Source organism: Coleofasciculus sp. (assembly GCF_046539235.1).
GTDB lineage: Bacteria > Cyanobacteriota > Cyanobacteriia > Cyanobacteriales > Coleofasciculaceae > Coleofasciculus.
Genome location: NZ_JBKHHI010000408.1, coordinates 1 through 6,120 on the forward strand (window position 1 = coordinate 1; position 6,120 = coordinate 6,120).

Below are 6,120 nucleotides of genomic sequence, written 5' to 3' on the forward strand. Positions count from 1 at the left end.
GGCAGGCTTTGTTTGTGTAGCAGCGATTTCAATCGCCATGGCAAAAGGGGGTAATCAAGACTCATCTGGCTTACCAGGTTTAGGGTGGCTCGATAGTGTGTAAATCTCCAAGAGTAGTTTATAATAATCCCCATATTAATAATCTGAAATAATGAAAGCGTTTATCAGTCATAGCAGTATTGACAAACCCTTTGTTGAGCGTCTGGCAACGGATTTACGCAGCCGCGAAGGGATTGATGCTTGGTTGGATAAATGGGAGATTCTGCCCGGTGATAGAATACCGGATAAGTTGGAAGACGGATTAACCAATGCAGGTATTCTAGTTCTGGTTCTCTCCCCCGATAGTGTTAATTCCCAGTGGGTGAGTTATGAGAAAGACGCATGGCTAATGGCACAAGTTGAGGAGGAAAAAAAGGCTAAACTTGAGTCACTGACTCCCAGCCGCCGCCTAATTCCGGTTCTCTACAAAGACTGCGAAAAGCCGTTTTTTCTGCAATCTTTTCTCCACGTCAGCATTAATGATGATAACTATGAGCAGGGATTTCAACAACTTATCCGAGGGATGCGGGGGGAGTCAGGGAAGCCGCCGCTTAAGGGTGAGACGACGCCTGCACCTGTTCCGGCTTCACCCCCAGCCCAGGTGTCATCTGGCGTTATGCCGAGAATCTTGGCGTTTAATCTGCTCAAATGCCTGCTTCCGGCTCAGTTTGATGAGGTTATTTTCTACTATGAGGTGGATGAGTCGCAACTGCCAATGAATGTGGCACAGGTGCAAAAAGCCAAAGAGATTATTAAATTGGCGAGTCAAAAAGACGGCGAGTCGCTGTCAGGATTGCTAGACTCGATTTATCAAGCGGCTCCACACTTAAAGAGGTAGGGTGATGTCATGTCCGGTTGAATACTGACAGTTTGGTAATGCAGTCTAAGGTGAATGGTACGACACAGCTAAAATTGTGGAATAGATTTGTTTTGTAGTGAGGGCTTTAGCCCTCTCCAGCTAGGCGTTAAAGCACTCTTCGTGCTTACTACAAACAAAGCCCTATTGTAGGTGGGTCATGCCACTACTGGATTAACACAGCTAAAATTGTGGAATAGATTTGACCGTGAAATTGGGCGCACGTCGGTGCGCCCCTACGGTTTCGGGGCTAATGCTTAATTCATCAAATAAGGTGTGCCACGCCAGTAGTGCGAGCATCTTGCTCGCTACCCATTCCCAATTTAAATGCATGACATGATATAACGCCCAGAATGACATGATAGAACACTCAGCATGACATGATAGAACGCAACTTATCAGGTGGATAGGGTTGAATGGATAGTCGAGGCGAACTACTACAGCGCCTGAAAACGCTGAATCCGGCTCAATTTGAGGAAGTGCTGTTCCGGTTGGGAATTGACCCGGCGATTATTCCTAGCCCCTTTGCGGCGCAATCGCTGCGAGCTATCCGAGTAATTCAACGGCTGGAGCAAGAGTCAGAGGGAGTTGAACGCCTCAATACCATCCTGGCTGAATCGGCGATTGCGATTATTGGTGAGCAATATATCGGCTATGAGATAGAAGCTCAAGTTAAGGGAATAGTTAATGAGTATATCCAGCAGCCCTTTGAAGGGCGAGAGGAGGAGCAGCGTCAGCTTGATGAGTTTGTGCAGCACAGTTCTAGGGGGGTGCTGTTGGTAACGGGGGCGGCGGGTTTTGGCAAATCGGCTCTGTTGTCCCATTGGCAAGAAAGCCAGCAGGAGGATTGTTTCATCGCCTATCACTGTTTTAGTTATCGTTACCAGAAGACGCGCTTAGTCTCGGAAGCCTATCGCCATCTGCTCAAACAACTCTATCTGTATCACAACATTAGGAATGGGCAGTTTCCGAATGATCCGAATCAGATGCGGGATATCCTGGTGGGGATGCTGGAGAAACCTGTCTCGCCAGAGGGTAAGCGTCTGGTGATTGTGTTGGATGGATTGGATGAGGCTTCAGAACCATTGGAGCCGTTTTTTACCAGGCTCCCGGATGGCGTGTTTGTGATTGCTTCAGCACGGGCTGAGGTAGGGGATGAGCCGGAATACCTGCGGAATTGGACAGATAATGCTCAGAGATTGTATCTGAATCGGTTACGCCGTGAGGCAATTCCTAAGTGGCTAGGGCAAATCAGCGAGTTAGTCACGTATAGCCAGAATCAGGATTTTGTTCAACGGCTGGATGAGATAACTGGGGGATTCCCGCTTTACCTGCGTTATCTGATTGATGAATTGAGACAGGCGGCAAAAAAGGGTCAGGATGTGCAGGGCGTACTCCGGAATAGTCCCGGTGGGTTCAAAGCTTATGTGAAAGAACAGTTTCGCCAACTTGCCAAGGTTGACGAGATTAAGCGACAAAGGGAAGTGCGGGAGTTGTTTGCGTTGCTGTCAGTGGCGTTGGGAGCGTTATCTGAGGATGATATTGAAGCGTTGACTGCGTTGAATGCCTGGGATTTAGCCGATTTACCCTGGCAGGCGACACGATGGTTTAGTATTCAAACGGGTTGTTATAGTTTTGCTCACCCCTTACTCGCCCAGGAGTTTAAAGGAGCGCTGGGGCATCAGGCGTCTTTGGCGGAAGCTAAGTTAATTGACTATTGTGCCAAATGGCAGGAATACCATAGTTCTTATGGGTTGCGGTATTATGCCGAACATTTGGGAAAGGCGAAGCGGTGGCAGGAATTGTATGCGATCGCACGAAATCCAGACTTTGCGGCTACCCAACTAGAACAGTTACCTGATGAGCCTAATTTGCCTTTGAAGACTGTTCAGATTGCGTTGCAGGGTGCTGCGGAAGAAGACAAGGCAGAGAAAATGGCTGAGTTTGTGCTGGTACACGCACACAGACTGGGGCAGACAAATGCTCAAGAGTCACCTTTAGAGGCGTTGCGATCGGGTAGTCTCAAAAGGGCATGGGTACTGGCAAATCAGTATGAGATTGAACACCGTATTCTTTGGTATCTGCTGCTGGCGTGGGAGTTGAAAGATGAGGGCAAGCTGGATGACGCACGGGAGACGTTGGAGAGATTACAGCAGAAAAATTTGCCCTCTTTTCAACTCAATTGGGCTACTGATTGGCTATGTGAGTATGCTACATATTTCCTTGCTCATATTTTTGAAGTGAGTGAGGAAACCTGTCTCGCTTTGCATCAAAGGCTTTTTGAATATTCTGCTTCGTCTTGGCTCTGTATGTGTCTCCTCAAACTTGGTAAGGTTCAAGCCGCCCTTACAATTGCAGAACGGATTATTTTGGAGCTCAAGCAATTTTTTCCACTCAGAGATATACTAGAGGCGCAATTAGAAAAAGGCAATAGTCAAGAAACACAAATTGTTTTTGCAAAAGTCCTTGAAATTACAAGACAAATCTTTCCAAGCTATTGGTGGGCATGGTGGATGGGTGATATAGCCAAAGCGCAAATTAAACTGGAACATAGGGAGGAAGCAAGAGCCACCTTTAGCGAAGCTCTGGAAGCAACACACAAGATTGAAAATCAAAAGGCTCGAATGAGGACTTTGATTGACATAGCAAATTACCAGGCAGATGCAGCACTGTTTTCTGATGCCCGCGAAACCCTGCAACGAATTGAGTTTCAATGTGACTTAGAAGACGACTGGATATATCTTGCCGAGGCGCAAGCAAAAATTGGGGATAGAGAGCAATCACGAATCTCATTGAGTCAAGCTAAACAATTTGCATGGAACATTGAAGACAATGTTAAGTATATTTACCTCTCTAGAATAGCTAGTAAGCAAGCAGAGATTGGAGAATTAGCTGATGCCCTTAAGAGCGGTGAAGAACTTACAACGATTGACCATCAATCGATAGAAGGACTTTTGCTGTGGATAGTAAGCCAGGAAGAGTGTGACGATAGAATTTTTATTTCTGTTCTGGAAACCGCCAAGAGAATTTATGATAATAGCCCTGACTATTATAAAGATATGATTCTCCAGGAGATTGTAGCAGTACAGGCACAGAAAGCTGAGCGATGGCAAGAAGATTTTACCGATGCTATAACAACAGCACTGCAAATTAAGGACAAACGCTGCAAAGCACAATCTCTGTTAACAATAGTTAAAGCCCAAACCAAGCTAAGATGGTTTGACCAAGCGGTTAAAACGGCTAACATGATTGATATTCCAGATAATCAAACCGATAAAGATGAAGCGCTGATAGAAATTATTAAAGGACAGGTGACAGCAGGACAATTTGAGGATGCATTTACACTTGGAAGTAATATTCGGGGACAAAACAAGCAAGAAGATGCCTTGGTAGAAATAGCTACAGCATACGCTCATGCCAAAAACTTTAGTCAGGCTCTCAAAATTACTAACGGCTTGTTCAATCCATGGAAAAAGCTTAAACTCTTCAACTCAATAGCTACAATACAGTCACAAATTGATCTGGCAAAAGAAGCACGAGATACCTTTGCCATGGGACTTAAAAAATCCTTGGCTGATGACGTTTCATATCAATCAGCTTCTAGTTTGCTCAATGTTGCAGAGTTGCTGCTTCTATCTGATCAGAACGAAAAAGGACTCGCTTACGCTAACGCTAAGGATGTCAATGAAATTGCTAAGAACATTAATGAGCTGAGTCAAAAAGTAAACGTTCTAGCCTGGTTGGGCGAGGTTTACGCCAAAGTAGGTCAAAGAAATGAGGTGAAATGCATCTTCACTGAAGCTATTGATATTGTACAGAAGGTTGAACAGCAAAATTATCCAAATCCAAATCATATAGATTGGTCTATGGTTGAATTGTTCACAACAATAGGTATAGCTCAGGCAAAAGCAGAGGAGTTTGATGCTGCCTTAGAGACAGTACAAAAGATTAAACTGATTGGTCATAAAGCCCTGGTACTAAAAACGCTGGCACAGGTACATCCAGAGGCAGAACAGAGGGAAAGATTAAAAACAGACCTCACTACTATTCATGAGAATGCCCTCCGTTCTTGGAATTGGGTATTTGACCATGCAGCCACAACGCTAAGTTGGATAGCAGTGGCTTGGCTGGAACTAGGAGAAAGGCAAGCAGCATTAGATATTTGGGCTGAAGCTTGTGAGATAATTGAACAAGAGAAAACCCAAACAATTCGGACTAAACCAGACTCGCTTCTATCAACAGTAGCGGTAGCACAAGCAAAAGCAGGGGAAATTACTCTGGCTTGGGAAAACACAAACAAGATCGAGGATGGATGGACGCAAGTAAAAACGCTCTCGGATATCGCTTCATGTCAATGGAACAAAGGAGATCAAGATGGGCTGTCAGCAACGCTGAACACAGTTTTCAAGGCTAAAGAAAAGATTACAGATGAACAAAAACAACTGAACGCACTTTGGATGATTGCCCAAATACAGGTAATGGCAGGACAAGTTTAACAGGCATTTAACACAGCGGAAAAAGTTTTGATTGAACAGAATAAACTCTTTTTAAACATTGCCAGTATTCTTGCCAAACTCAAAGATAAAAATAGATTCAAAATGCTGTTAATTCCCTGCGCCTACTCCTTAAATACCGCCTACAATGTTTGTATATCGATTGCGTACCTGTATCCAGAAAAAGCAGAAGCTGTTGCTGAGATAATCAAGAAGTTTGCCTTGAGTTCAACCTAGACTCTAGTGAATTCATCAACGAAACAAACTTATGCCCAAACAAGACCCCGCCAAATTAAAAAAAGTCTCAGTCAGCCTCCCATTTGGCATCGGCGGTGCGGAATGGGAAGCGGATGAAACCGAACGCAAAGCCGCTTGGTCACTCTACGTTGAACTGGTCACTCGCATCACGGTACAATCCCTAGAAGCCGACCAAGGACTGCTGCGAGAAGCGCTCAATTCTCTCTATAGTATGTTTGCGATTACCAGGCAAATCCTCAGAGACGCGGGTCCCGATGTGGGCATCTCTTCTCAATCCGTTGGCGGAATTGCCATTGCAGTTCTTAATAAAGGTTTGCGCCCCTTTCTATCAAAATGGCATCCCTTATTACAAACCTGGGAAGCCCAGAAACCGCCCACCGCCAGTCCCAAACAGCATGAGAAAAATTGGTCGTTAGAGCCTCAGATGCATGAGGAGTTGCTAATACTGGGAAAGGAGTTAAGGCAATATGCTGA

At 45.1% G+C, this 6,120-nt stretch carries 4 protein-coding genes; all 4 read left to right on the forward strand.

The window, feature by feature from the left end:
- The first annotated feature begins 151 nt into the window (after nt 1-151).
- Nucleotides 152-877, forward strand: coding sequence for a toll/interleukin-1 receptor domain-containing protein (locus ACLFWI_RS25410; RefSeq protein WP_446415231.1), 726 nt, complete (start codon nt 152-154; stop codon nt 875-877).
- Nucleotides 878-1,311: 434 nt separating this feature from the next.
- A complete protein-coding gene (locus ACLFWI_RS25415; protein ID WP_446415232.1) occupies nt 1,312-5,391 on the forward strand; it encodes an AAA family ATPase in 4,080 nt (1,359 codons plus the stop codon).
- A gap of 27 nt (nt 5,392-5,418) precedes the next feature.
- Entirely contained in the window at nt 5,419-5,625 is a 207-nt protein-coding gene (locus tag ACLFWI_RS25420; RefSeq protein WP_446415233.1) for a hypothetical protein, read from the forward strand.
- 31 nt (nt 5,626-5,656) lie between these two features.
- A partial coding sequence (locus ACLFWI_RS25425; RefSeq protein WP_446415234.1) for a hypothetical protein occupies nt 5,657-6,120 on the forward strand: 464 nt, incomplete at its 3' end.